This window comes from Paenibacillus sp. FSL M8-0142 (assembly GCF_038597315.1).
In the GTDB taxonomy this organism is placed as follows: domain Bacteria; phylum Bacillota; class Bacilli; order Paenibacillales; family Paenibacillaceae; genus Paenibacillus_AQ; species Paenibacillus_AQ lactis.
Map to the genome: position 1 here is coordinate 890,809 of NZ_CP152008.1, position 24,328 is coordinate 915,136.

Annotated in this window: 21 protein-coding genes and 1 riboswitch; of the genes, 16 read left to right on the forward strand and 5 right to left on the reverse strand. The window is 53.2% G+C overall.

Going from position 1 to position 24,328, the window contains the following annotated elements:
- The first annotated feature begins 256 nt into the window (after nt 1–256).
- The 5 genes from xylA (at nt 257) to NSQ46_RS03945 (ending at nt 7,969) form a co-directional block, all read left to right on the forward strand.
- On the forward strand, nt 257–1,573 hold the full coding sequence (gene xylA, locus NSQ46_RS03925; protein WP_007131701.1) for a xylose isomerase: 1,317 nt from the start codon (nt 257–259) through the stop codon (nt 1,571–1,573).
- A 169-nt stretch (nt 1,574–1,742) separates the two neighbouring features.
- Nucleotides 1,743–3,239, forward strand: coding sequence for a xylulokinase (gene xylB / locus NSQ46_RS03930; RefSeq protein ID WP_251537541.1), 1,497 nt, complete (start codon nt 1,743–1,745; stop codon nt 3,237–3,239).
- Nucleotides 3,240–3,408: 169 nt separating this feature from the next.
- Nucleotides 3,409–4,038: a bifunctional 4-hydroxy-2-oxoglutarate aldolase/2-dehydro-3-deoxy-phosphogluconate aldolase gene (locus NSQ46_RS03935; RefSeq protein ID WP_007131699.1), complete on the forward strand. Its 630-nt coding sequence runs from the start codon at nt 3,409–3,411 to the stop codon at nt 4,036–4,038.
- Between the two features lie 339 nt (nt 4,039–4,377).
- Complete coding sequence (locus tag NSQ46_RS03940) at nt 4,378–6,720, forward strand: YcdB/YcdC domain-containing protein (RefSeq protein WP_341034920.1); 2,343 nt, start codon at nt 4,378–4,380, stop codon at nt 6,718–6,720.
- A 106-nt stretch (nt 6,721–6,826) separates the two neighbouring features.
- Nucleotides 6,827–7,969: a transglutaminase domain-containing protein gene (locus NSQ46_RS03945; protein WP_007131697.1), complete on the forward strand. Its 1,143-nt coding sequence runs from the start codon at nt 6,827–6,829 to the stop codon at nt 7,967–7,969.
- A gap of 199 nt (nt 7,970–8,168) precedes the next feature.
- Here the strand turns inward: NSQ46_RS03945 and NSQ46_RS03950 are convergent, their stop codons facing one another.
- Both NSQ46_RS03950 and NSQ46_RS03955 read right to left on the reverse strand, forming a co-directional pair.
- Entirely contained in the window at nt 8,169–9,560 is a 1,392-nt protein-coding gene (locus tag NSQ46_RS03950) for an amino acid permease (RefSeq protein WP_232239355.1), read from the reverse strand.
- Between the two features lie 175 nt (nt 9,561–9,735).
- Nucleotides 9,736–9,928, reverse strand: a riboswitch (Lysine riboswitch).
- Nucleotides 9,929–10,087: 159 nt separating this feature from the next.
- On the reverse strand, nt 10,088–11,218 hold the full coding sequence (locus tag NSQ46_RS03955) for a virulence factor (protein ID WP_028405763.1): 1,131 nt from the start codon (nt 11,216–11,218) through the stop codon (nt 10,088–10,090).
- A 486-nt stretch (nt 11,219–11,704) separates the two neighbouring features.
- Between NSQ46_RS03955 and NSQ46_RS03960 the strand changes: the two genes are divergently transcribed.
- The 4 genes from NSQ46_RS03960 (at nt 11,705) to NSQ46_RS03975 (ending at nt 17,180) form a co-directional block, all read left to right on the forward strand.
- Nucleotides 11,705–13,057, forward strand: a complete 1,353-nt coding sequence (locus NSQ46_RS03960) for a cytochrome ubiquinol oxidase subunit I (protein ID WP_341034921.1) — start codon at nt 11,705–11,707, stop codon at nt 13,055–13,057.
- On the forward strand, nt 13,054–14,091 hold the full coding sequence (locus tag NSQ46_RS03965; RefSeq protein WP_007131692.1) for a cytochrome d ubiquinol oxidase subunit II: 1,038 nt from the start codon (nt 13,054–13,056) through the stop codon (nt 14,089–14,091). The genes NSQ46_RS03960 and NSQ46_RS03965 overlap by 4 nt, the downstream gene beginning before the upstream one ends.
- A 243-nt stretch (nt 14,092–14,334) precedes the next feature.
- Nucleotides 14,335–15,363: an MBL fold metallo-hydrolase gene (locus NSQ46_RS03970; RefSeq protein ID WP_007131690.1), complete on the forward strand. Its 1,029-nt coding sequence runs from the start codon at nt 14,335–14,337 to the stop codon at nt 15,361–15,363.
- A 185-nt stretch (nt 15,364–15,548) separates the two neighbouring features.
- Complete coding sequence (locus tag NSQ46_RS03975; protein ID WP_007131689.1) at nt 15,549–17,180, forward strand: ATP-binding cassette domain-containing protein; 1,632 nt, start codon at nt 15,549–15,551, stop codon at nt 17,178–17,180.
- 124 nt (nt 17,181–17,304) lie between these two features.
- Here the strand turns inward: NSQ46_RS03975 and NSQ46_RS03980 are convergent, their stop codons facing one another.
- Nucleotides 17,305–17,493, reverse strand: a complete 189-nt coding sequence (locus NSQ46_RS03980) for a hypothetical protein (RefSeq protein WP_007131688.1) — start codon at nt 17,491–17,493, stop codon at nt 17,305–17,307.
- A gap of 241 nt (nt 17,494–17,734) precedes the next feature.
- Here NSQ46_RS03980 and NSQ46_RS03985 point away from each other — a divergent pair, with 241 nt between their 5' ends.
- Complete coding sequence (locus NSQ46_RS03985) at nt 17,735–18,610, forward strand: cation diffusion facilitator family transporter (protein WP_040739873.1); 876 nt, start codon at nt 17,735–17,737, stop codon at nt 18,608–18,610.
- A 186-nt stretch (nt 18,611–18,796) separates the two neighbouring features.
- Here NSQ46_RS03985 and NSQ46_RS03990 read toward each other — a convergent pair whose 3' ends face one another.
- The gene (locus NSQ46_RS03990) at nt 18,797–19,132 is read right to left on the reverse strand and encodes a hypothetical protein (RefSeq protein WP_028405767.1); all 336 of its coding nucleotides are present in this window, start codon (nt 19,130–19,132) and stop codon (nt 18,797–18,799) included.
- Nucleotides 19,133–19,322: 190 nt separating this feature from the next.
- Between NSQ46_RS03990 and NSQ46_RS03995 the strand changes: the two genes are divergently transcribed.
- From NSQ46_RS03995 to NSQ46_RS04005, 3 genes are all read left to right on the forward strand, one after another.
- Nucleotides 19,323–19,901 carry a hypothetical protein gene (locus NSQ46_RS03995; RefSeq protein ID WP_144870055.1) on the forward strand — a complete coding sequence of 193 codons (579 nt, stop codon included), beginning with the start codon at nt 19,323–19,325 and terminating at the stop codon, nt 19,899–19,901.
- Between the two features lie 249 nt (nt 19,902–20,150).
- Complete coding sequence (locus tag NSQ46_RS04000) at nt 20,151–20,600, forward strand: MarR family transcriptional regulator (RefSeq protein WP_007131684.1); 450 nt, start codon at nt 20,151–20,153, stop codon at nt 20,598–20,600.
- A 49-nt stretch (nt 20,601–20,649) separates the two neighbouring features.
- Nucleotides 20,650–22,152 (forward strand): DHA2 family efflux MFS transporter permease subunit, encoded by a 1,503-nt coding sequence (locus NSQ46_RS04005; protein WP_144870100.1) that lies wholly within the window; start codon nt 20,650–20,652, stop codon nt 22,150–22,152.
- A gap of 144 nt (nt 22,153–22,296) precedes the next feature.
- Here the strand turns inward: NSQ46_RS04005 and NSQ46_RS04010 are convergent, their stop codons facing one another.
- Entirely contained in the window at nt 22,297–22,461 is a 165-nt protein-coding gene (locus NSQ46_RS04010) for a DUF1328 domain-containing protein (RefSeq protein ID WP_007131682.1), read from the reverse strand.
- Nucleotides 22,462–22,760: 299 nt separating this feature from the next.
- On the opposite strand from NSQ46_RS04010, the gene NSQ46_RS04015 reads away from it, so the two are divergent.
- The 3 genes from NSQ46_RS04015 (at nt 22,761) to NSQ46_RS04025 (ending at nt 24,311) form a co-directional block, all read left to right on the forward strand.
- Nucleotides 22,761–23,288, forward strand: a complete 528-nt coding sequence (locus tag NSQ46_RS04015; RefSeq protein WP_342576358.1) for a DUF948 domain-containing protein — start codon at nt 22,761–22,763, stop codon at nt 23,286–23,288.
- A gap of 65 nt (nt 23,289–23,353) precedes the next feature.
- On the forward strand, nt 23,354–23,875 hold the full coding sequence (locus NSQ46_RS04020) for a hypothetical protein (RefSeq protein ID WP_144870059.1): 522 nt from the start codon (nt 23,354–23,356) through the stop codon (nt 23,873–23,875).
- Between the two features lie 91 nt (nt 23,876–23,966).
- Nucleotides 23,967–24,311: a general stress protein gene (locus tag NSQ46_RS04025; RefSeq protein WP_007131679.1), complete on the forward strand. Its 345-nt coding sequence runs from the start codon at nt 23,967–23,969 to the stop codon at nt 24,309–24,311.
- Nucleotides 24,312–24,328: the final 17 nt, after the last annotated feature.

Here is a 24,328-nt window from a genome sequence, read left to right on the forward strand (position 1 = left end):
AGACTAGATATGCTCATAGTCTAGGCTTAAAGGCAGGAAAATGCAACAGGTCGAGGAGGAGCAGGGGGACCAAGGGCCTTGTTGAACGGATGTGCCTTGGAAGGGCAGCCACATGGCGAGAAGGACAAGTGTGCCAACGCGGGCAGACCGGTTGCAAATTACTTTGTTTAACCAATAGACAAAGTCCGCCCGACTGTGTTAGGATATCCCTGTAAGCGTTAACCACACCTTATCAAGGTATAGGAGGACTCAATCAATGGCTTATTTTAATAACATCGGCAAAGTAGAGTATGAAGGAAGCAAATCGACCAATCCTTATGCTTTTAAATTTTATAATCCGACCGAAGTGGTAGCCGGCAAAACGATGGAAGAGCATTTGCGTTTCGCCATGGCTTACTGGCATACATTAACCGCTGGAGGCTCCGATCCGTTCGGTGCAGACACCGCCGTTCGCCCTTGGGGACACTACTCCGGCATGGACCTTGCGAAAGCCCGCGTAGAAGCCGGCTTCGAGTTCATGGAGAAATTGAATCTGCCGTACTTCTGCTTCCACGACGTGGACATCGCTCCTGAAGGCAGCAGCCTGCGCGAGTTCTACAGCAACATCGACACGATTGTCGATTCTATTGAAGAGCACATGAAATCTACCGGCAAGAAGCTGCTGTGGAACACGGCGAACATGTTCACGAACCCGCGCTTCATGCATGGCGCAGGCACGACCTGCAATGCGGACGTATATGCCCATGCCGCCGCACAGATCAAGAAGGGCCTTGAAGTGGGCAAGCGTCTCGGCGCTGAGAACTACGTGTTCTGGGGCGGCCGCGAAGGCTACGAAACCCTGCTGAATACCGACATGGCGCTTGAGCTGGATAATCTGGCCCGCCTGTTCCACATGGCTGTCGATTATGCGAAGGAAATCGGCTTTGACGCCCAGTTCCTGATCGAGCCGAAGCCGAAGGAGCCGACGAAGCATCAATACGACTTCGATGCTGCAACGACCATTGCGTTCCTGCAGAAATACGGCCTCGATAAGCACTTCAAGCTGAATCTTGAAGCTAACCACGCTACACTGGCTGGACACACGTTCGAGCATGAGCTTCGGGTAGCGCGCATCAACGGCATGCTCGGCTCCCTCGATGCGAACCAGGGCGATATGCTGATCGGATGGGATACGGATGAATTCCCGGTAAACATCTACGATGCTACCCTGACCTTGTACGAAGTGCTGATGAACGGCGGCCTTGGCCGCGGCGGCGTGAACTTCGACGCGAAGGTTCGCCGTCCGTCCTTCGAGCCGGAAGATCTGTTCCTGGCCCATATCGCTGGTATGGACACCTATGCCAAAGGCCTGAAAGTGGCAGCGAAGCTGATCGAAGACCGCGTATTCGAGGACTTCATCGAGAAGCGCTACAGCAGCTTTAAGGAAGGCATCGGGGCAGACGTTGTGGCAGGCAAGGCGACATTGGCTTCCTTGGCCGAATACGCCCTGAACAATGATTCCCCTCGTAAAAATGAATCCGGACGCCAAGAAATGCTTAAAGCGATCCTGAACCAGTACATTCTTGCGAACTAATTCATCGAACAGCTGATATTGCTGTACCATGAAATTCAAACCTTCACCGGCTCCCCCCAAGGAAGCCGGTGTACTTATTTCACAAACTAGGAACGTTTGGAGCCATTCCATTCCGAGATATCAGTATCACAGAATTGATGTTCAAAAATGAACCGTTAGGAGGATGCAGATGAGTTACGTGATCGGAGTTGATTTGGGCACCAGTGCGGTGAAGACGGTGCTGGTAGACCGCAGCGGCAATGTTGTCGCCGAGCATTCGGAGTCGTATCCGCTGAGCCAGCCGAAGCCCGGCTACAGCGAGCAGCGTCCCGAGGATTGGGTAGACAAGACCCTGCTGTCCCTGCGTCTCTTGCTTGAAGAATCGAAGATATCCGCTTCGGACGTGGAGGGACTTAGCTTTTCCGGGCAGATGCACGGACTGGTGCTGGTAGACGGCAAGGGGGCCGTGCTGCGTCCGGCCATCCTGTGGAACGATACCCGTACGACGGCACAGTGCCGCCGCATTGAAGATACGCTTCAGGAGAAGCTGCTCGGCATCGCCCGCAACCGTGCGTTGGAAGGGTTTACGCTGCCGAAGATATTATGGGTGCAGGAGAACGAACCCGAGCTGCTGAAGCAAGCGGCCCTGTTCCTGCTGCCGAAGGATTATGTGCGATACCGGTTGACCGGGGAGTACGCGATGGATTATTCCGATGCGGCGGGAACGCTGCTGCTGGATGTAGCCGCAAAATCGTGGAGCACCGACATTCTCGATGCCTTCGAGCTTCCTCATTCCATTTGTCCTCCGCTCGTCGAGTCGTTTGATCTGTGCGGGACGCTTCTGCCGGAGATTGCGCGGGAGTCCGGCCTGCTGCCGGAGACGAAGGTATTCGCAGGCGGCGCCGACAACGCCTGCGGCGCGATCGGAGCCGGCATTCTGGCCGAAGGACAGACGATGTGCAGCATCGGCACGTCCGGCGTGGTCCTCTCCTACGAGGAGCGAAGAGAGGTGGATTTCGAAGGCAAGGTCCACTTTTTCAATCACGGCGAGAGAGACGCGTACTACATTATGGGGGTCACCCTGGCTGCAGGATACAGCCTGACCTGGTTCAAAGATACGTTTGCGCCGGACGTCTCCTTCGACGAGCTGTTAAGCGGAATCGGCGACATTCCGGCCGGCAGCGGCGGCCTGCTGTTCACGCCGTACATCGTCGGCGAGCGCACGCCGCATCCGGATGCGGATATCCGCGGCAGCTTCATCGGCATGGATGCAGGGCATAAGCTTCCGCATTTTGCGCGTTCGGTGCTGGAAGGGATCACGTTCTCGCTTCGTGAATCGATCGATATTTTGCGGGCATCGGGGAAGCGGATCGACCGCGTCATTTCCATCGGCGGCGGAGCGAAGAACGAGGACTGGCTGCAAATGCAGGCCGATGTGTTCAATGCCGAAATCGTGAAGCTGGAGAGCGAGCAGGGGCCTGCAATGGGCGCGGCCATGCTAGCGGCATACGGCGCCGGCTGGTTCCCGAGCCTGCAGGCATGTGCGGAGGAGTTTTTGCGCGAGGCGCGCACTTATAAGCCGAATCCGGACACCGCGCAGCAGTATGAGAAGCTGTTTGGGCTGTATCAGACGGTATATGGCGCTACTCGGGAGCTGGGCAAAGGATTGGCCGAGTTTCGCGGGTAAATTGAACGAATTGTAAGGAAACAGGTCGGGGGAAGGATCCCTTGGCCTGTTTTTTATATTTGAGGCATTCGGTCCCGTCAAATGTGAACCATTCGTTGCATTTGCATTGCTGCCTAACGGGGTTTATGATGGCCCGAGAGGTGTATATAAGAAAGGGGAGGCATAAACGATGCAGCTTACTGATATATTGAAGCGTGACAAACTGGTGGCAATTGTAAGGGGAATTACGAAGGAGCAGGCGCGAACCATCGGTGAAGGGCTGACCCGGGGCGGCGTTCGGCTCATGGAAGTGACCATGAACACGGAGGGGGCCTTGGATATGATCTCCGATTGGCGCAGCCGTTACGACGGTACCGCGTATGTCGGCGCCGGTACAGTGCTGGATGTGGACATGGCGAAGGAGGCCGTCTCTGCCGGAGCGCAGTTTCTCATTTCGCCGAATACGGATCTGGCGGTGATCGAGTATGCGCTGGAGCGGGGCATTGATATATGGCCGGGGGCGATGACGCCGACGGAAATCGTGGCCGCCTATTCGGCGGGTGCGGAAATCATCAAGCTGTTTCCGATGGCCAGCCTCGGGCTTGCTTATCTGAAGGAGCTGCAGGGGCCGCTGAGCCATATTCCGCTGCTTGCAACCGGAGGGGTCACGTTGGATAATCTTGAGGACTATTTTGCGGCTGGGGCGGCAGCGGTAGGTCTCGGAAGCGCTCTGATTCCGAAGGATGCGCTGCTGACCCAGAATGTCGAGACCGTGGCGGAGCGGGCACAAGCCTTTGTTGACAGGCTGAAGCAGGTCTAGTGGAAGAGGAGTTCGAGAGATGGGCAGATTACAATGTGCTTATCGTTTTCCCTGAGGCTTCCCTCGATCCATAGGACAAGCGAACGCGAGCCTGATATCTATGCATCTGATATATGATGAGGAGCGTTAAATTTCAGGATGATGGCATTCCTCATTTTATAGGTAACAGTTCTGGCATCTTTTTGTAGCTTCCTACATAAGGAATATATAGACAAGTTATGGTATTATTTAGATAGCTTGGTAATATGGCGTTTCAGCGGAGTGCTTATCCTACATAGAACCTGCAGCCGATGCTGAGAAGCGATGGTAAATTCCAAGACATGGGGAGGAGCGAATAAAGTGAAATCGAATTCAACCGGAAAGAGGAAGGCACACGTTAAAAAGACCGTGGCGGCTGTCACGGCAATGTTATGCATGGCTCAGCCGGCCTGGGCGGCATCGGCTACAAACAGCAGCGCGCCTACTGCTGAATCCGTTACGGTAAACAGCAGTGACGGCAGCATCAGCGTGACCGACAACGAAATTCCGAAAGGCGCCAAAATTTCGTCCAAGAAAGCGGAAGAAATTATCCGGAATGCGTTTCCGATCCTTAAGAATGTCAAAGTCACAAACGCTCAATTTTCGGAAACGGATAATTTTGGAGGCAACACGCTTTCGTGGGACTTGCAATTATCGATTACGAGAGGGTACTCGAGTATTGGATTCAGTGCACAGGTCAATGCCGTTACCGGGGAGATCATGAATGTGCATATTCCGAACGGGTTGAGAGACGACACCGACAAGCCCGTATTGACACGAGAAGCCGCCAAGGAGAAGGCGCTGCAGTGGATCAAAACGCACACCTCCGACGTCAAAGTGGAGGACCTGAAGGAAAATAACGGCTATTTGGGAATGCAAGCTGCCTTGTTCACGCCGCCGGTATTCGCTTTTTATTTCCAATCGACCGTGAACGGCATCGAATCCGACCTGAACAGCATCAATATTTCCTTGGACGGACAGGGCAATGTCACCAGCTATAACCGCAGCTACAGCAATCAGAAATATCCTTCGGCGATGCCTAAGCTAGACGCGAACGCGATCCGCAAGCTCTACGAGAAGCAGTTCTCGGTCGACTTGGCCTACGTGCCGGAAAATAGGGATAATAGCAATGGGAAGAGCAAATATTTTCTGGGGTACATACCGAACGAGCAGGCGGGATCGTACCTGGATGCGGATTCGGGCAAGCCGATCGGCTACATGGGGATTGAAACCGAAATTATCCCGGTAGAGGATGGACGCATCCCGGCGGCGAAGGAGACCTTCAAGCCGCGTCAGGGCACATTCTCCGGAGGAAATGATGCCGCTGAGTGGGTGAAGTCCCTCATCCCGGTTCCGTCCGGCATGAAGCTGGAGGCGAAGTCGCTGGGCAACCGGTGGAATAACCCCGAGGTGCGTACATGGAATATCCGATGGATGGAAGAGAAGGGTGCTCCTTACGGAGCGGGGGAAATGGTTTCGGCCGAGGTTGATGCCAAGACCGGGCAATTATATTCCTACATGAGATACCGCTATGATGTCTTTGAAGCAGCGGAAGTGAAGCAGCCGATCTCGCAGCAGGCCGCATTGAACCAGGCATATGAGGTGGTATCGAAGCTGGTGCCGAACGCGTCTGAAGAGTGGAGGCTGACCATGGCGGAGGGGCCGTCCAAAGGGAGCAAGAGAGGCTCTTATCAATTCAACTTCCAGCGTTATGTCGGCGATATTCGGATTATGGGCGATTCGATCAGCCTCGCCATTGATCTGAACGGCCAAATACAGAACTTTAGTCTGAATGCGGCTGCCAACCTGTCCGAGCTGAAGGCGGATGCCAAGCCGGCCGTGACGCCGGAGCAGGCCAAAGCGAAGTATTTGGGCGAAATCGAGCTTAACCTGAAGTATGCCTATTACGGCGGCTACCGGACGATTGCCGGTGAAATGGAAGAGCCGACCATCAAGCTGGTCTATTATCCATCGCATAAGCAGCAGAAGGAATATTACGGCGGGATCCATCTGCCGTTGGATGCAGCAACCGGAAATTGGCGGAATTTTGTAACGGAAATCGGAACAAAGGACGTTCCGGCCGTGACGGACATTGAAGGCCATGCGTCGGAACAGGCGCTGCAAGAGCTGGTGAAGTTCCGGGTGCTGGAGCCGGACAAGGACGGCAAAGTATATCCGGATCGCCAGATAACGCTCGGGGAATGGTACCAGCTGGTCGCGGCTTCCGTCAACCCGTCGTATAAGGATATGTACAATAGCACCGTCGACCCTTATGCCGGGCTGCAGCCGGACCATCCGTATTATCCGGCCATTCAAGTCATGGTAGGGCAAAACTGGTTGTCCTACGATCCTGAAGGCACGCTGCCGCTGGATCGCAAGCTGACCCGGGATGAGCTCGCAGGCTCGCTGACCCGCATTCTTAACTACGAGAAGCTGTCAAAAGTATTCAGCCTTCCTACCGATGTGCTGGGCGTATCGGACGCGCAGGCGATCACCAATAAAGGAGCGGCCCTGATCTCCATGAAGCTGGGTCTGCTGCCGGCTGTTGACGGCAAGTTCCTGCCTCAGCGCGAGGTGACCCGGGCAGAAGCGGCTGAAGTGCTGGTTGCGCTCTCGAAGCTCTCGGGCCGCAGCGATTCCTTCATGTCCACGTATTATTGGTAAGCTTCGGTATTCGTGCTTGATCGACATAAATATAATCCTTAAACACTGAGAAAATATGGTACAATGGAGGTGTTTAGGGATTAGGTAGATGAAGGGCGGTATACCGATGAAACGAGGCCGATCAACGATAGCCAAATTATTGCTCGCAGGGAGTTTAGCCGTAACCGTGGCCGCTGTCCCCGAGCCGGCTAATCTTATAGATGTGTATGCTACTTCGAACAAACCGGTCATCAAGTCGGTCGGTGCTATCCAGGAGGAGCTGCTGGCGGCTATGAACGACAGACAGTCCACCGTGCGGTTTGCTTATCAAGGGGAAACCAAGTCGCTGAAGTCCCAGCTGAAGGATGCGCTTGACCAGGCGATGGCCAGCGACCCGTATATCCACTACACCATTGCAAGCTACAGCTATGACTATCATGGAACAGCTAGCGCGGCAAATGTGACGGTCCAGTTAAGCTATCGCGAGACTGCGGAGCAGACCCGATATGTCGATATGCGGTCTGCCGCGATATTGAAAAGCATCATCAAGGCAGGGATGAATGATCATGAGAAGGTGAAGGCCATCCATGATTGGGTGGTCCTGAATTTGAAATATGACACGACCCTGACGAAATATACCGCCTACGATGGATTATACACGGGCAGTACGGTATGCCAGGGTTACTCCTTGCTGACCCATAAGCTGCTTAAAGAAGCCGGTATTGAGAATAAGATTGTGGAAGGTACGGCGTATTCCCCGGATAATCCGAAAGGTCAGCTCCATGCGTGGAATCTCGTGCTGCTGGACGGCAAGTGGTACCATATGGACACGACATGGGACGATCCGGTCCCGGACCGCCCAAATGAGGTGTCGTACACGTATTATCTTCGGACAGATAAGCAGATGGGCCGGGATCATACTTGGGTGAAGTCCTACCCGAAGGCGGACACTCTCTACCGGGACACCCTGTCGTCGCTGACCCGCAAGGACCGGGCGAAAGCGGCCGTTTATAAAGCGATCAAGCAGGATCTGGAATATCATCTTTATGATGCAAGTGCGATCGTCAGATCCTATAAACAGCTGCAGCCTCTCGTGAAGGACGCCCAGGCTGCGAAGAGCCGTAAGCTGGTGTTCCGATATGACGGCAGCGAAAACGAGCTTGTTCAGACGCTCCAGCAATTACAGCTGAAGAACAATCTGGGCTCTATCAAATATTATCACAGCGCATTCGAGGATACGGATGATTTGAGAGTGCAGATCGCCTGGTAGCATGGAAGTGGGTGCTCAATACAAGCGAGTCAAACCAAATGTAAGCCAATAATGAAGAAAGGGCGGTCCCCCGTAGATGTTATTCTACGGGGGACCGCCCCTTTGTATGCCGTCGTGACATTAGATATGCTCTTTTCCCTTATGGGCAGAACAATGACAGATTCAAAATCGCAAAAGGTATATACTTCTTCGCACTGCCTTATTTGGAATCGGTGCTTAAGTCGCATTCCTGCAGCGGCACGATACGGCTCTTCTTAAAGAGCTTGTAGCCAAACCAGATGGCCAGGAAGAGCGGGATGCTTACATAGGTGGCAATGATGGTCAGCCAGTCGATATCTCCGCTGAAATTCCCTTGGCCGATAATGGCAACAAGACAGAGCAGGAAGGCGAAGAGCGGTCCGAACGGGAACCAGCGTGCCCGGAACGGCAGCTCCTTCAGATCATGTCCTTGCGCGATATACGCCTTGCGGAACCGGTAATGGCTGACGGCAATCGCGAGCCAGTTAATGAAGCCGCACATTCCCGAGGCGTTCAGAAGCCACACATACACAACGCCATCCCCGAAGAAGGAGGCCAGGAAAGCGAGCATTCCGACTGCGGTCGTCACGATCAGGGCCGCCACGGGAACGCCGCGGCTGTTCAGCCGGCTGAGCCACTTCGGTGCCATGCCCTGCTTCGCCATGGAATAGAGAACTCGGGTGGAGGCGTACATGCCCGAGTTGCCGGCCGACAGGACGGAGCTGAGAATGACGGCATTCATGACGGAAGCGGAGAAGGCAAGTCCGGCGCGTTCGAACACGAGCGTGAATGGACTGACCCCGATGTTATCGACGCCGGATTGAAGCAGACTCGGATGCGTATACGGAATCAGCATGCCGATAACGAAAATCGCGAAAATGTAGAAGATCAGAATGCGCCAAAACACTTGGCGGATGGCCTTCGGCACATGCTTTCTCGGATTTTCGCTTTCGCCGGCGGCAACCCCGATCAGCTCGGTTCCCTGGAAGGAGAAGCCGGCTGCCATAAATACGCCTACCAAGGCGAAGAAGCCGCCGTGCACAGGACCGCCGTCCATCGTAAAATTCGAGAAGCCGACGGCTTTTCCGCCAAGGATGCCGGCGATCATCAGGATGCCGATAATCAGGAAGATGATGACGGTCGCAACCTTAATGATGGCAAACCAATATTCCGATTCGCCGTACCCTTTGCTCGACAGATAGTTCAGGCCGAACATGATGGCCAGAAACAGAAGGCTCCACAGGAAGGACGGGCTGTCCGGGAACCAGAATTTGATAATCACGGTAGCCGCCGCAAGTTCAGCGGCAATGGTAACCGCCCAGTTGTACCAGAAGTTCCAGCCGACGGCAAAGCCGAAGGCGGGACTGACGAACCGGGAGGCGTACGTGCTAAACGAGCCGGCATCCGGCAAATACGTGGCCAGCTCGCCCAAGCTGGTCATCAGGAAGTATACCATCAGGCCGACGGCGGCATAAGCAATGAGTGCCCCGCCAGGGCCGGCGGAGGATATAGCCGTTCCGCTTGCCAGAAACAGGCCGGTGCCGATGGATCCGCCCAAGGCGATCATCGTCATATGACGGGCCTTGAAGCTTGGCTTCAGGGAGGCTGCTGGTGCTTTTCTAGAACTCAAGATCAAACACTCCTTCTATATAGTAAGAGATACGACTACAAGTCATTTTACCCCGAATAAAAAGAATAGACCCCAGGTCCTGTACCTGCGGTCTATGTGTAATCCGCATCAAACCCTCCATGAAGATAGCGCAACACGGGCGATTGCGTCATGCAATTCCCGTGACAGTTCCGTCCCTTTCGGCAACGACCCCAGCACAGAATACAAGAGTATATCCTGCACTTCGGCAGCCATGCCTTTCATCTGCGCTTCCCCGGCTCCTCTTCGCCTCGACGCGATTACTGATCATGTCTGCAACCTCTACCTCATCTTGGATTGATGAGGCTATCCTTCTATTCAGTTCTAACAAGAGATTCCTAGTATAAATCACATCGCGTGTGAGAATCAATGGTTAATTTTGTCGCCTGGAGTGTTGACCCGATTTCGTCCCGGCCATCCGCTTTAGGGGGCATGGACGGCATGACGCCCGCTTACGAGCGGGTACGCTTGGCCATTTGCTGCCACACCGTGCCGGCCGCTTCCTCGCCGGATTCGATCCGCTCCAGAGCCATGCGAGCCTGCAGGCTGACCTCGAATTCAGGGTCGTTCGCCGCCTCTTCGAGCGCCGAGCGCGCTTCTTCGGTTCCGACCTCATAGAGGAAGCGGGCGGCGCGCCAGCGTACGATCTTGCTGGTATCCTTCAGCGATTCGATCATAACCGGCGTAGCGGCAGCATCGCCGATATCGGACAGCGTATCGCCGGCTGTCCGGCGTACGGCCGGTGCGTCGTCACGCATCGCCTCGTACAGCAGCTCCATCGCATCAGGCGTGCGAATGTCGCCGAGATAAACGACGACAAGCCGCCGGATTTGCATCTTCGGATCCTGCAGCGCTTTGCGGAGCAGAGGGATATGCTTCTCGCTCGGCTCCAGCACCTCGAGTGCGGCATAGCGGACGCGCCAGTCATCATCCGAAAGGGCGGTCTCGATTTCTTCATCGCTCAGCTTGCGCCGCTGCTCCACGAATTCCTCGTCGTTGGCGCCGTGGGCAATCGCCTGCGCCACGACGCGATCCAGACGCTCCTGCGGAAACGCCGCTTCCAGCTCCTGCTCGACCTCGCGCGCGATATCGGCAAGCTCGCCGTAGCGGACGCCGTATTCCTTCAGCTTGCGCTCTTTAATGAGGGTAGCGGTCGCAACCTCGGTCACCGCTTTGGTGAACCGGTCGGACAAGGCGATTCTCTCCTCCTTGGCGCCGCTCTTTACGCGGATCTGCATCGGAATGCCGCGGAAATACTGCACGAACACCTGGGCTTCGCCGAAGGCGGCCTCTTGTTCGCCTTCATTCAGTCCTGCTGCCAGACCCTCCTGGCCGAATATCTCCTGAACGGCGCCCAGGATGGAAGGCCAGTCCGCATTGCCTTTGCGATCGAGCGCGATGAAGTCCGCTGTATGGAACACGCTTTTCACACCAGGAATGTGCAGCAGCTGGCGGATCCAGGATGGAGCAGATCTTTCGTTTTCAACCGTATATGTTTTGCGTATGCCCGGCTCCAGCGTTTCGTCCAAGTGAAGCTTCATGGAGTTCGGGCTTGGGGTCGGTTCGATGAATGTAATCTTCATAGTTCAAGTATCGCCTCCTTATGCTCCTATTGTACCTCAGTTCCCCGCGGGAAAAAACATCGCATCCCGGCCTGGCCACCGGCAAGAGCGAATTTTTGGATAAAAAGAGGAAAGGTTTGTCAAACTATCCTTGAGCAGGACTGATTGACCTGAAGGCGACTAGCCTGACAGGATACCTAATTCTGTGCTTCTTACGGAGGACTTACATAGAAGCTTATATAGAAGATTTAGAAGAGCGATTCCAAAGTGGAGGGAGAAGACCGGGCATGTACCGTAAGCAGGAGAGAACGCTGGCCCTGGTGTGCTGGATCGTTGCCGCGATTATGCTGTACGGTGCCGTGAAAGGGTATCTGCGTTTCATCCATTTTTTCGGCTGATGCGAAGGAGAGGATGCGTGTTAGGCGGTTGCTAAACCGGAGCGATCCCGGATAACTCCGAGACGCCTGAGCAACCCGAGCAGCTATTAATATGAAGGAGTGAGCCTTAATGTCTTCACTGGATCCGGTATTAATGAGCCGGATATTGACCGGTTTGACCCTGTTTGTTCATATCGTGTTGGCGACGATCGGGGTGGGCATCCCGATTATGCTGGCACTGGCCGAATGGAGGGGGATCCAGACGGGAGATGACCATTATACGCTGCTGGCGAGGCGGTGGGCGCGGGGATATGTCATCACGGTTGCGGTAGGGGTCGTGACAGGGACGGCGATCGGACTGCAGCTGAGCCTGCTGTGGCCGACCTTTATGCGCGTAGCCGGCAAGGCGATTGCACTGCCGTTGTTTATGGAGACCTTCGCTTTTTTCGTGGAGGCGATCTTTCTGGGCATTTATTTGTACACCTGGGACCGGTTCAAAAATAAATCGACGCATTTGCTGCTGCTCATTCCCGTAGCCATCGGCTCATCCGCTTCGGCTTTCTTCATTACCAGCATGAACGCCTTCATGAATCAGCCGCAAGGGTTTGAGCTGGTTGACGGCGTGTTCACGAACGTGAATCCGTTTGTCGCGATGTTCAATCCGGCAACGCCGACGAAGGTGAGCCATGTGCTGGCCTCCGCGTTTACGACGAGCGCAGGCGTGCTGGCAAGCATTGCGGCTTTTAGCCTTCTTAAGGGAAGCACGCATGTATATTTTAAAAAGGCGCTGAAGCTGACCGTCGTCTCCGCCTTCGTATTTGCAGTTGCCACGGTGGCCATCGGGGACTTCTCGGGCAAATTTTTGGCCAAATACCAGCCGGAGAAGCTGGCGGCGGCGGAGTGGCATTTCGAGACGATGACGAGGGCGCCGCTCATTTACGGCGGCATCCTCGATGAGAATCATGAGGTCAAATACGCTTTGAAAATACCGTACGCGCTCAGCATTTTGGCAGGCAACAACCCCGCAACGAAGGTCATCGGGCTGAACGAGTTCCCCGAGGATGAACGGCCGCCGCTCTCGGTCCATTATTACTTTGATCTCAAGGTGACGATCGGGGCGCTTCTCGTGCTGATTCCGCTGTTATATTTGTTTCGCCGCAAGCTTCCGGGCAAAAAGCCTTATCCAAAATGGCTGCTGCTCAGTATAGTGGCATTAGGGCCTTTAGCGATGTCGGCGATTTGGCTGGGGTGGTTTTTGGCGGAGATCGGAAGGCAGCCGTGGATCGTGCGCGGCTACATGAAGGTGGCGGACGCGGCGACAACCTCCACCAGCGTCGGCTGGATGCTGCTCCTGTTTATCGTATTGTATCTTGTGCTGTCGGTGTCTGCGATTCGCGTGCTCAGCCAGCTGTTCCGGAACAAGAGCGCCGAAGAGGAAATCCGGGCGCTGGGACTTGAAATCGAAGGAGAGGACCGCGCATGAGCTATGCAATGGTAGCCATTACGATATTATGGACATTTCTGTTCGGTTATTTGGTCGTTGCTTCGATTGATTTCGGCGCGGGCTTCTTCAGCTTTTACAGCGTGCTCACCGGACATCGGAACAAGATCCACAACATTATTCAGCGGTATTTGTCCCCCGTATGGGAAGTGACCAACGTCTTTCTGATCTTCTTCGTCGTCGGGCTGGTCGGCTTCTTCCCGGACGCGGCCTTCTATTACGGAACGGCGCTGCTCGTGCCCGGCAGTTTGGCGCTTGTCCTGCTTGCCATCCGCGGAGCGTATTACGCGTACCATACGTACGGGAGCCAGACCGAGACCCGGACCAATAAAGTCTATATGGCCCTGTACGGGGCGACAGGACTCCTCATTCCGGCTGCGCTGTCCACGATCCTCGCGATCTCCGAGGGGGGAATCATTGATAAGGATAACGGGAAGGTTGTGCTTCATTGGTACAGCTTCTTTACGAATCCGTACACCTGGTCCGTCATTATTTTGGCGCTGGTGAGCGTGCTGTATATCTCGGCGATGTTTCTGACCTACTATGCCCAGCGGGCAGGGGATGAGGTTGCCTTCGGGATCGTTCGGGGGTATGCGCTGGCATGGAGCGGGCCGACGATTCTCGCATCCTTATTCGCCTTCTTCCAGATCAACCATCAGAATCCGGTGCATTTTCAGAACATGCTGCATATGGCCTGGATGTTTATTGCTTCCTTCTTATGCTTCTGCATCGCCGTTTATCTCGTTTGGAAAAAAATCAAGCTGGGCCTGGCCTTTGTCATGGTGATGCTTCAATTTGCGTTTGCCTGGTATGGATACGGCAGGTCGCATTTGCCGTACATTCTATACGATTATATTCACGTCCATGAGAGCATCACCAACGATACGATGGCAGTCGCGCTCATCACCGCATTTGTGCTGGGGCTGTGCGTGCTGATCCCATCGCTGATCCTGCTGATGCGCCTGTTCCTGTTCGATGCGAATTACATTCGCGGCAAATCCGCGAAGAGAGGGTGAGACGATGGAGGATTTCGGTATCTTTGTCGCCCCGTTTCTGACCGTAGCGGCAGCCGTGGTGTTCCTGGCCGTCTATGTCGTCAAATATAAGGACCCTTCAGATTAATCAGGGGGAGTATTATTCGTGCCGTCGATTTGCTGATTCGCTGCATTTCATTTGCGTTATAAGAAACAACAAAGCGCAAAAGTTGAGCGGATAGGCCGGTACAGGGTACAATACTGGATATGGAAGGAGGAGGCTGCATGCCAAAAGTCCGCTATAACAATATCGATAATGTCAGCACGGACAAAACGTTAAAGCAGTTTAAGCAGTGGCGTGACGAGCGCCGTCAGAAGAAGAAGGACTATTCGTATGTCATTCCGAACCTGACGCCGGATTTGCCGTATTTGCACAGCAACCGGCACGAAACCTCCGTTACATGGGTCGGGCATGCGACCTTTTTCATTCAATATGAAGGTATGAATATCGTTACCGATCCGGTATGGGCGCGGAGAATGGGATTTACAAAAAGGCTCGGTGAGCCCGGAATTCCGATTCAAGACATTCCGCCGGTCGACGTCATTCTGATCTCGCATTCGCATTACGATCATATGCATTTTGCGTCCATTCGGAAATTGTACCGGTCCGAGACAACGATTATCGTCCCGGTCGGACTGCGGCGCAAGATGGTCAGAAAGGGCTTTCGCCGCGTGATCGAGCTGCAATGGTGGGAATCGGCCACGATCGGCAGCGTGAAAATATCGTTTGTCCCGACCCAGCACTGGACGCGGCGCACGCCGTTCGACACCAATACGTCGCATTGGGGAGGCTATGTGCTGGAGCCGGCGCAGCAGGAAGGGCGGACGCAAGACGACGGCGCGGACCAGGACAGCTGCGACGTGGCACAGGGCGGGGAAGGAGCACGCCTGCTCCCGCCGAATCTGTATTTTGCCGGGGACAGCGGCTATTTTCAGGGCTTTAAACTCATTGGCGAACGGTTCAACATCCATATCGCCTTAATGCCGATCGGAGCGTATGAGCCGGAATGGTTCATGACCTCCCAGCATGTCAATCCGGAGGAAGCGCTGCAGGCGTTCCAGGACGTAAAGGCCGAGACGATGATCCCGATGCACTACGGAACCTTCAAGCTGGCCGATGATACGGCCAAGGAGGCGCTCGACCGCATGGAGGCGGAACGCCAGCGCCTTGGGATCGCAAAGGAACGCATCCGGGTATTGAAATACGGAGAGACGTTCAAGATCCAGCCGGAATGCCGGAATGCAGAGTCATAGTTCCCTGTCGATGATGCGGGGGGACGCGTGAATTGAATTGGACCTCTCACTATTCGCTGATTGTCAGAGCGGGTGGTGGGAGTTTTTTGTTTAAACTGTTTTTAATCCGCCGATACGCTTCGATAACTGCCGGACTTATGCTATAATGTGCTGTAACCACAGTGAAAAAGGATGGTAATGCGATAATGATCAGTACAAGCGGCGTAACGCTCCGCTATGGCAAACGAGCACTATTTGAAGATGTAAATATAAAATTCACGGCAGGCAACTGTTATGGCCTGATCGGCGCCAACGGGGCGGGCAAATCGACATTTCTGAAAATTTTGTCCGGCGAGATCGAACCGAACCAAGGCGAGGTTCATATGACCCCGAACGAACGCTTGGCCGTTCTGAAGCAGAACCATTATGAATATGACCAATATCCGGTTCTGGAGACCGTCATTATGGGACATGCGCGTCTGTACCAGATCATGAAGGAGAAGGATGCGCTGTATGCGAAGGCCGATTTTTCGGAAGAAGACGGTATGCGCGCAGGTGAGCTGGAAGGCGAATTCGCCGAATTGAACGGCTGGGACGCCGAGCCGGATGCGGCTGCACTCCTGATCGGTCTCGGCATTCCGCGCGAGCTGCATGACAAGAAGATGGCAGAGCTTTCCGGTAACGAGAAGGTGCGGGTTCTCCTCGCCCAGGCGTTGTTCGGACGTCCGCACAACCTGCTGCTTGACGAGCCTACCAACCACTTGGACCTCGAGTCGATTCAATGGCTGGAGAACTTCCTGATGGATTACGAAGGCACCGTTATCGTCGTATCCCATGACCGTCACTTCCTGAATAAGGTATGTACGCATATTGCGGATATCGATTTCGGCAAAATCCAGCTCTATGTCGGCAACTACGACTTCTGGTACGAGTCCAGCCAGCTGGCGCTCCAGCTGCAGCGTGAATCCAACAAGAAGAAGGAAGAGAAGATCAAGGAGCTTCAAGCCTTTATCCAGCGGTTCTCCGCCAACGCTTCGAAATCGAAGCAGGCGACGTCGCGGAAGAAGCAGCTGGAAAAAATCACGCTGGAGGATATCCGTCCTTCCAACCGGAAATATCCGTTCCTTAACTTCAAGCCGGAGCGCGAAGCAGGCAAGCAGCTGCTGACCGTTGACGGAATCACCAAGAGCGTCGAAGGCGAGAAGGTGCTGGATAATGTCAGCTTCGTGGTGAACAAAGGGGATAAAATCGCATTTGTCGGGCCGAACAGCTTGCCTAAGACGACGCTGTTCCAGGTCATCATGGGCGAGACTGAAGCCGAATCCGGCGAATACAGCTGGGGGGTTACGACAACCCAAGCCTATTTCCCGAAGGACAACTCGGCGTATTTCGACGGCGTGGATCTGAACTTGGTCGAGTGGCTGCGCCAGTATTCCAAAGACCAGGACGAGACATTCCTGCGCGGATTCCTCGGACGCATGCTCTTCTCCGGCGAAGAGGCTTTGAAGAAGGCCAGCGTATTGTCCGGGGGCGAGAAGGTCCGCTGCATGCTTGCCAAGATGATGCTGAACGGCGCGAACGTGCTTGTGTTCGATGAGCCGACGAACCACTTGGATTTGGAATCGATCACGGCCCTCAACAACGGGCTGATTGATTTCGACGGAACGATTCTGTTCACTTCGCATGACCATCAGTTCATTCAGACGATTGCGAACCGGATTATCGAGATTACGCCAAGCGGCATCATCGACCGCGTCATGAGCTATGACGAGTATCTGGAGAGCGAAGAGATCAAAGCTCTTCGTGAACGCATGTATGCTGTAGAAGCTACCTCGTAATAACGCCGCGCCGGGTCCTCCCGGCAAGGGAACGTGAGGTACGATTAAAAAATGCTGCATCTCTTCATGAAAGAGACGCAGCATTTTTTTTCGCGTTTTCGGATAGCAGCGATGGCAGGCTCTTTTAGGAGCCGCCGGTGCGGCGACGCTGATTGTTTGGTTTTTTGTTATTTTGGCTTTTCAGTTTAGGGGTTTGGCCAGGCTGGAACTGCCCCGGTTTGCCGGCAGCCGAGTTCTGCTGCTTCTTCTGCTCCAGCTTTTGACGGATGGCATCCGCCAAATTGATTTTTCGCGATTCCTGATTCTCGGGCATGGGATCACCCTCTCCTTCGTGGTTTAGCTGTTCTCATTTTATTCGTTTTTAAAACCCCCCGCAAGGGTAACAATAATTAATACTGTTTTTTACGAATGACCCGGGCTCGATGCGGTACATCCGGTGAAGGCGCTTATTAACATCGACGCGACAAGAATAGCCATAGCCGGTGTGAATATGGATAGGATCAAGAGGTTCGCTTCATGCTGCCTTGTTAAGCTGAGTTAAAGGAGAGACGCGCATCGTGGATGTCTATGAGAATATAAAAAAGGGGGAGCGCGGGGCATGGGTCAGCATCGGGGCATACCTGGCGCTCTCGGCATTTAAAGTTGTAGGCGGCAGCGTATTTGCCTCCAGCGCTTTGCTTGCCGACGGCTTTAACAATATGACGGACATTGTAGCTTCGGCAGCCGTATTAATCGGCCTGCGCATCTCCCGAAAGCCGCCCGATTCCGACCATGCTTACGGGCATTTAAGAGCCGAAACGGTCGCTGCACTGATCGCATCATTTATCATGGCGTTTGTCGGAATTCAGGTGCTGGTTGAGGCGGGGCGGTCTTTTTTTGAAGGGGTCAAGCAAATCCCGAATGTATGGTCTGCGGGCGTGGCTTGCATTTCCGCGATCGTGATGCTGGGTGTGTACCGGTATAACCGGAATCTCGCCCGGCGCATAAACAATCAGGCCTTAATGGCTGCGGCCAAGGATAATTTATCGGATGCATTGGTCAGCGTGGGGGCGGCGGTAGGCATCATCGGCTCACAGTTCGGTCTCCCTTGGCTTGACACGGCCGCTGCAATTGCGGTAGGTTTGCTCATATGCCGGACAGCCTGGGGGATATTTAAAGAGTCGACCCACAATTTGACCGATGGCTTCGACGAAAGCCGCCTGTCCGATCTGCGGGCTACGATTGCTAGCACCCCCGGCGTGGAAGGGATCAAGGATATGAAGGCGAGAATCCATGGCAACCGGGTCCTGGTGGATATCGTTATTGAGGTAGATCCTCATATCAGCGTTCTCGAGGGGCATCGGATCAGCGACCGGATCGAGGAAAGAATGGAGAAAGTCCATGACATCATGAGCGTGCACATCCATGTGGAGCCCAAGGGAACTGGATGACCGTGTCCTGAAGCGAATCATAAGCATAAAACGCAAAGAAACCGTTCTGTTATGTAATGCGGGTAAAGGACCCAGCCATTGACGAATGAACGGTTTCTTTTATGCGCTTAATACTTTATTGCTTAGCAAGCAAAAACAGACTTACTAAAAATTATGTGTTTAATAGAGCAGCTCAGCGGCTTTAGATTAATCGACGTAAATCCAAGCGGTACCGAGCCAGGTATAAATTTCAACCCATTCTCCACCGCGAGCGTCTTCAAAGCGATTGCCGGTTGTATCGACTTTTTGCGGTGCCAAAGCGCCGACTTTTTTGCCGTTAGGCGCGTTATAGAAGTAGGTAACCTTGGTCAGCTCATGCATTGGCGTTGGGTTCAGGACCACTTCGTCAGGCTTAATGATCGGCTCTTCCGTATTGTTGTACGTTGCGTTTGTAACCGTTCCGGTGATCGGATCTGCGCTGGCAACGGCTGTAAGGGACAGGGCCAGAGCAAGTGCTGCGGTAATGCCTAAAGTTTTTTTCATCAATAAACTTCCTCCTTGGGACCGTAGAATGATTTGACAAAAACGTAATACCACAATCTGGATAACTTGAATCACTAAATTGTGGATCTTTTCGCTCAAAAAGTGACAAGCCTGTCTTCTTCATATATACTTTGAGACGAAAGAAGCCTATTATACAGCGATATTTTTACTTCGTAAAGGGGGGACTGCGATGGCGCGCCGAAAAAAAAGAGCCGGTCGATTTTTCCTGGTCATCCTGATCCTTTTGCTTGTCGTAGCCGGTGCTGCCGTCTGGTTTGTATATCCTACCCAGACTCTTGATTTAAAGTACCGCACCGTAGATTTCAAGGAAAAGCTGATGACGATGGTTTCGGACCGGGACACCCGCATGAAGCTGAGTATTGAGGAAGTATCGCAGCTTAGCAAAAAGAATTTGGTCAAATATATGAATACCCATGACTTGGGCGTTGAAATTACAGGGGCCGATTTTCAAATGAACGGCACCGTGATGACAGCACAAATGAACGGCCGGTATGGCGTGCTGCCCTTTGGTGCTGTTTTGAAATTTCAAATGTCGGCAAGAGGAAGCCATCTCATCCTGAATCACCAATCCACGACAATCCGGGGCGTCGAGGTGCCTCAAAAGGTGTTCATGCTGGAACCGATTGAAATCTCGATCAAGGATTATCTGCCGGATTTGGTAACCGTTAAGGATGTTAAGTTTTTATCTGACGGACTGGAGCTGAATTTTTCGCTCGATTGGATGTCCATACCGTCGCTGTTTAAGTAAGCGGATAGGCGAAAGACCCAGAAATCGAATCCATATTCGATTCTTCTGGGTCTTTTTTGATGTCAGGAATTTTTCAGAAAAACCAAGAAAATTTAATATGTAAAGATTGACACGAGTATTTTCGCCTACTATAATCATTAATTGTTTAACAAAAAATCTTTTAGTACTAAAGTATTTAGAGAGCCGTGTTTCGAGAGACCCCGGGCTCTAAATCAATCGGTGCTGGATGGTAAAGGAGCGGGCGGGACGATGCCGATTCGGAATGAAATCCTGGAGTTGGAGATGTTATTCAAGAAGATGCTTCGGACGATTCAGAATGAATGGCAGAAGGAAGGCTTCCCTAAACTAGGCAGGACGCAATATACGGCTTTGGAAAAACTTCATGAGCAGGGCCCCCTTCGGTTGTCGGATTTGGCCGATTCGATTCATGTTACTTGCGGGGCCGTGACCGGTATCTCGGACAAATTGATTGATGGCGGATTTGCCCGCCGTGTTCGGGATCAGGTGGATCGCAGAGTCGTGCATCTTGAAATTACCGAGCAGGGCAGTGAGCTGATTACCCAGCTATCCAAGAAGCGGAATGAATTGAGCGAGATGTTGTACGGTTTTTTGACGGATGAAGAAATTAAGCAGCTCGGCTGCTTGTACCGAAAGATAACAGCGAACATTGAGCATATCCAAGGTAAGCTGTCCACATAGAAAAATCCGTAGTTGTGCAAACTTACTTAAGAAAGAGAGTGAAGCGATGATGAGTACCCATACTGCGGTTCGCCCCGGCGAACCTGTTAAGAAAGGGCCAATTATAGCAGCCCTGATGATCGGCGCTTTCGTCGCCATCCTGAATCAGACCCTGATGAACGTTGCTCTGCCCAGCATCATGGAGAATCTGGCCATTAAGCCGACGGTTGCCCAGTGGCTGACAACCGGCTTTATGCTCGTAAACGGCGTTCTTATTCCTGTAACGGCTTATTTGATCGCGCGTTTTTCGACGAGGCAATTATTTATAAGCGCGATGCTTCTGTTTACGATTGGGACATTGGTCTGTGCTATCAGTCCGAATTTCGCATCCCTGTTGACCGGACGTCTTGTCCAGGCTGCAGGTGCAGGCATTCTTATGCCGCTGATGACAGTTGTGTTCCTGAACATCTTCCCGGTGGAGAACCGGGGCAAAGCGATGGGCATGATGGGTATCGCGATGATCTTTGCGCCTGCAATCGGTCCGACGCTCTCCGGCTACATCGTGGAGCATTACGATTGGCGCGTTCTGTTCTATATGATCCTTCCGTTCTCGGTGATCGCTACGCTGATCGGTATTTTCTTCCTGAAAAATGTCACGGAAGTCAGCCGGCCAAAGCTGGATATGCTTGCCGTCATTCTGTCGACGCTCGGGTTCGGCGGCCTGTTGTACGGCTTCAGTGATGCTGGCAATGACGGATGGTCAAGCACGCCGGTCATTTCGACGCTTGCCGTCGGTACGGTTGCGCTAATCCTGTTCGTGTGGCGCGAGCTTAAGGTCAAGGATCCGATGCTCGAGTTCCGAATCTTCAGATACAATATGTTCACGCTGACCACTCTCATTAACGTCATTGTTACGATGGCCATGTACGCCGGTATGATTCTGCTGCCGATTTATTTGCAGCAAATCCGCGGCTTCACTCCGGTTGAATCCGGATTGCTCATGCTTCCGGGAGCGATCCTGATGGGCATTATGTCCCCGATTACCGGCGCGATCTTCGACCGGGTCGGAGCGAAGTGGCTTGCCGTAATCGGCCTTGCCATCACGGTCATAACGACTTGGGAGTTCAGCAATCTAAGCGAAACGATGTCCTACGGTATGATCATGATCATCTATACGGCCCGTATGTTCGGCATGTCGATGCTGATGATGCCAATCCAGACCGCCGGACTGAACCAGCTGCCACGCAGCCTGAACGCGCACGGAACGGCCATGTCCAACACGCTCCGTATGATTTCCGGCTCGATCGGTACAGCCATTCTCGTAACGGTCATGTCTACGCAAGCTCAAAGCCATGGCGAGGCTTTGATGAAGACCGGTACGTTCGATCCGAATAACCAGGCGGATCTTCTTCGCCTGAGCCATGAGTCTACGATATATGGCATTAACTACGCCTTCGTCATTGCGACTTGGATCGCTGTCGCCTCGCTTATTCTGGCCTTCTTCATTAAGAAGACGAAGCCGGCGAAAGAGCCTGCCCCTTCGGGAACCAAGGAAGCGGCAACGACGGTGTAATGGAACATTACCAGATAACGAACTAAAAACGGGTGTCCCCCCTGCAGCATGGCCGCAGGGGGGACACCCGTTTCTTTTTGTGCAGAGGAGGAGGTTGCCGTTCCTCTTTATGTCTAAGCTGTAAGCAAAGAGCTTCTGATATCACTACATGCTTCGTCTGCGTCCGGTAAATAGAGTAATGATAAACAGGACGACGAAGATGAAGAACAGCACCTTCGCGATGCTGGCGGCAGCTTCTACGATGCCGAAGAAGCCGAAGATTCCTGCGATCAGCGCAATAATCAGAAAGATTACGGACCATTTCAACATAAGGATTCACCCTGCTTTCTGAATTGATTTTTGGAACAGTTTGAAGCAGTCGGATATGGTTCCTTTAGGGTGCCGGCAAGCCGAATATCCGGACCGGCTGGAATCTGACGTGGATCGTCTCTATGCGGCACCCCGCCTTCGTAGTGTTCTTTAACCGCGGCGATCCGAGCTGAAACAAGGCTGCTTGGCCGTATCCCGTGAATAAAGGTGCAGCTGGCCGGAGCTTGTTTCGCGGGCTGAGGGATAGGGTAACTATTGCGTAACCAAAACCAACATACGGGAAGGAGAGGTCGTACATCATGCTAACCCAAATCAGTGTTGCGATCATTGCTGTTGCTTTCGCGGTCCTGGTCGTTTATCTGATCAAGACGTTGAAGGCAGCGACCCAATCGCTCGAAAAAGTAACCCAAACCCTTCAGGAGGTTCGAACCACGATTGACGAATTGAGCTATGAAGTTAAACAGACGATCCGCAACACCAATGATATAACGGTCGATGTTCAGCACAAAATGAAGCAGATCGACCCGGTCATGGACACCGTTCGTAATCTGGGAGAAGCGCTGAGCGAGGTAACCTATGCGGTTAAACAGATATCCGCCGGCATGGTCAGCCGTTTCAAGCAGGCCCGGCTTGAGAAGAAGCAGCCGGTGGAAGCCGAGCAGCCGAAACATCTGCCTCTGACGGCCGAAGAATGTACGTTGCAATCCTATGACGCGGTATACCATCAGCAGGAGCAAAGCAAGCCGTCAAAGAGCCGGAATTGGCTCGCTTACGTAGATACTGCGATCGGGCTGTGGAACAGCTTCCGCCGCCAAAAAGCAAGATAAGCTGACGCTGATGTCAGGATGCCATTTTTACGTAAGCAGTTAAGCGGAAGAAAGGAGGAGGTCGCATGTGGAAGGTCATCGTCTTAGCAGCGGGACTTTTGATGTACTTGGGGGGTGAAGCGGGGAATCCTGCGAACACGGCAGGCATGTCCCCGGGGATCGTTCATGCCGCAGAAGCCGGGCAAGCACACAGCAGCGACAACTCTCCGCAGAGCTACGGATCGTTAAACGGCATAACCTTGACGGATCGCAAGCAGGACGTTATACGCAAGCTGGGAATGCCAGACCAGGTCAAGCGTGATGCTATAAGCGGAGTGACAGAGTTTCATTATAAAGATATGGAAGTCGGGATTCGACGTGGCTTGACCGAGTATGTTCATGTGAAGCCATCGGCCAAAAGCTTCCGGGTTGAGGACCGGTCGGTTGGAATGACTTCGGCACAGATCCGGACGGCGCTGGGCAAGCCGTACTTTAAAGCGGAGGACGGCGATGTATATTTGAACAACGGCCGTGCGCTGAAGGTATTTAAGAATCGTGAAACCGGACAAATAACCGGCGTTGATTTATTTTTCGATTACCTGGAGTAAAAGGTGTTTCAAAGCAGAGCGTTATGGTTAATAACCATTGGACTATAACCTATTATATCGAGTAAATCATCAAATAGGGGAGGTTTTCGTTATGGCATCAACAAATACGAAGTCTTATGCGAAAGTGGTGGAGAACGGGACGCTGGCCGTTCAGGAGGTTCAAAATCTGAGGCAGTCCGGTTATGATAACGACCGCATATATGTACTGGCTCATGATGCGAATCATACGGACCGGATTGCTGACGTATCGGATGCCAGCACGGTAGGTTTGAAGGAGGAAGGGGTAATCGATGCGGTGGCGAATTTCTTCCGCTCGCGCGGCGATGAACTGCGTGCCAAAATCGTATCCCTAGGATTTACGGAGGCGGAGGCGGCTTTCTATGAGAAGCAACTGGATCTTGGCAAAGTGCTTGTTGTTGCCAAAAGAGACGATTGACCTAAGCAGAAGCGGTG

Coding starts and splice junctions, on each gene's coding strand:
- NSQ46_RS04015 (WP_342576358.1), top strand. CDS start 22,761: ATGCTAACCCAAATCAGTGTTGCGATCATTGCTGTTGCTTTCGCGGTC.
- NSQ46_RS04025 (WP_007131679.1), top strand. CDS start 23,967: ATGGCATCAACAAATACGAAGTCTTATGCGAAAGTGGTGGAGAACGGG.
- NSQ46_RS03990 (WP_028405767.1), bottom strand. CDS start 19,132: ATGAAAAAAACTTTAGGCATTACCGCAGCACTTGCTCTGGCCCTGTCC.
- NSQ46_RS03965 (WP_007131692.1), top strand. CDS start 13,054: ATGAGCTATGCAATGGTAGCCATTACGATATTATGGACATTTCTGTTC.
- NSQ46_RS03950 (WP_232239355.1), bottom strand. CDS start 9,560: ATGACGATGATCGCCTTGGGCGGATCCATCGGCACCGGCCTGTTTCTG.
- xylB (WP_251537541.1), top strand. CDS start 1,743: ATGAGTTACGTGATCGGAGTTGATTTGGGCACCAGTGCGGTGAAGACG.
- NSQ46_RS03955 (WP_028405763.1), bottom strand. CDS start 11,218: ATGAAGATTACATTCATCGAACCGACCCCAAGCCCGAACTCCATGAAG.
- NSQ46_RS03995 (WP_144870055.1), top strand. CDS start 19,323: ATGGCGCGCCGAAAAAAAAGAGCCGGTCGATTTTTCCTGGTCATCCTG.
- NSQ46_RS04005 (WP_144870100.1), top strand. CDS start 20,650: ATGAGTACCCATACTGCGGTTCGCCCCGGCGAACCTGTTAAGAAAGGG.
- xylA (WP_007131701.1), top strand. CDS start 257: ATGGCTTATTTTAATAACATCGGCAAAGTAGAGTATGAAGGAAGCAAA.
- NSQ46_RS03970 (WP_007131690.1), top strand. CDS start 14,335: ATGCCAAAAGTCCGCTATAACAATATCGATAATGTCAGCACGGACAAA.
- NSQ46_RS03935 (WP_007131699.1), top strand. CDS start 3,409: ATGCAGCTTACTGATATATTGAAGCGTGACAAACTGGTGGCAATTGTA.
- NSQ46_RS04010 (WP_007131682.1), bottom strand. CDS start 22,461: ATGTTGAAATGGTCCGTAATCTTTCTGATTATTGCGCTGATCGCAGGA.
- NSQ46_RS04020 (WP_144870059.1), top strand. CDS start 23,354: ATGTGGAAGGTCATCGTCTTAGCAGCGGGACTTTTGATGTACTTGGGG.
- NSQ46_RS03980 (WP_007131688.1), bottom strand. CDS start 17,493: ATGCCCGAGAATCAGGAATCGCGAAAAATCAATTTGGCGGATGCCATC.
- NSQ46_RS03975 (WP_007131689.1), top strand. CDS start 15,549: ATGATCAGTACAAGCGGCGTAACGCTCCGCTATGGCAAACGAGCACTA.
- NSQ46_RS03960 (WP_341034921.1), top strand. CDS start 11,705: ATGTCTTCACTGGATCCGGTATTAATGAGCCGGATATTGACCGGTTTG.
- NSQ46_RS04000 (WP_007131684.1), top strand. CDS start 20,151: ATGCCGATTCGGAATGAAATCCTGGAGTTGGAGATGTTATTCAAGAAG.
- NSQ46_RS03945 (WP_007131697.1), top strand. CDS start 6,827: ATGAAACGAGGCCGATCAACGATAGCCAAATTATTGCTCGCAGGGAGT.